The sequence below is a fragment of the Shimazuella sp. NTD247 genome, from assembly GCF_059510415.1.
In genome coordinates this window covers 1-1,358 of record NZ_JCAJZU010000023.1, presented here as the reverse complement: position 1 = coordinate 1,358, position 1,358 = coordinate 1, and the positions used below count along the sequence as shown (strand labels likewise).

Genomic DNA, 1,358 nt, shown 5'->3' with positions numbered 1-1,358 from the left:
GACGCGCCATATCCAATAAGCACGCACATCCTATCCTCCTGCGTCACTCCATCGTTAAACAAAACGTTACGGTACAGGAATTTCCACCTGTTGTCCATCGCCTACGCCTTTCGGCCTCAGCTTAGGTCCCGACTTACCCTGAGCGGACGAACCTTCCTCAGGAAACCTTAGGCTTTCGGTGGAGGGGATTCTCACCCCTCTTTTCGCTACTCATACCGGCATTCTCACTTCCAAACGCTCCACTTTCTCTTTCGATCCAGCTTCGCTGCATTTGGAACGCTCCCCTACCATTCTTTCGAATCCACAGCTTCGGTGAACGTTTTAGCCCCGTTACATTTTCGGCGCAGAGTCACTTGACCAGTGAGCTATTACGCACTCTTTGAATGGTGGCTGCTTCTAAGCCAACATCCTGGTTGTCTGTGCAACTCCACATCCTTTTCCACTGAAACGTTACTTGGGGACCTTAGCTGGTGGTCTGGGCTGTTTCCCTTTTGACTACGGATCTTAGCACTCGCAGTCTGACTCCCGTGATACAAGACAATGGCATTCGGAGTTTGACTGAATTCGGTAACCCGGGAAGGGCCCCTAGTCCAATCAGTGCTCTACCTCCATCGCTCAAACACGAGGCTAGCCCTAAAGCTATTTCGGGGAGAACCAGCTATCTCCGAGTTCGATTGGCATTTCACCCCTACCCACACCTCATCCCCTGATTTTTCAACATCAGTGGGTTCGGACCTCCATTCCGTGTTACCGGAACTTCATCCTGGACATGGGTAGATCACTCGGTTTCGGGTAAACAGCTACGTACTAAAGACGCCCTATTCAGACTCGCTTTCGCTACGGCTCCGACTCATCATCTTAACCTTGCACGTAACCGTTACTCGCCGGTTCATTCTACAAAAGGCACGCCGTCATTCCTTAAAGGAACTCCGACTGCTTGTAAGCACACGGTTTCAGGATCTATTTCACTCCCCTTCCGGGGTGCTTTTCACCTTTCCCTCACGGTACTGGTTCACTATCGGTCGCTAGGAAGTATTTAGCCTTGGGAGGTGGTCCTCCCAGCTTCCCACGGGGTTTCACGTGTCCCGCGGTACTCAGGGTACATCTCGGAGGGAAGTCATTTTCAGCTACGGGGCTGTTACCCGCTTTGGCTGGTTATTCCAAAACCAATTCGCCTAACAACTTCCTTTCTTACTCCATATGAGATGCCCTACAACCCCAAAGGTACAAGCCCTTTGGTTTGGGCTATTCCCGTTTCGCTCGCCGCTACTTGGGGAATCGAGTTTTCTTTCTCTTCCTCGAGGTACTTAGATGTTTCAGTTCCCTCGGTCTGCCTCTTACTACCCTATGGATTCAGG

The 1,358-nt window shown here is 51.2% G+C and carries 1 rRNA gene; it reads right to left on the bottom strand.

Annotation, left to right across the window (positions count from 1 at the left end):
* Window positions 1-1,358, bottom strand: a 23S ribosomal RNA gene (locus tag AC5WOC_RS21160); the annotation flags it as partial.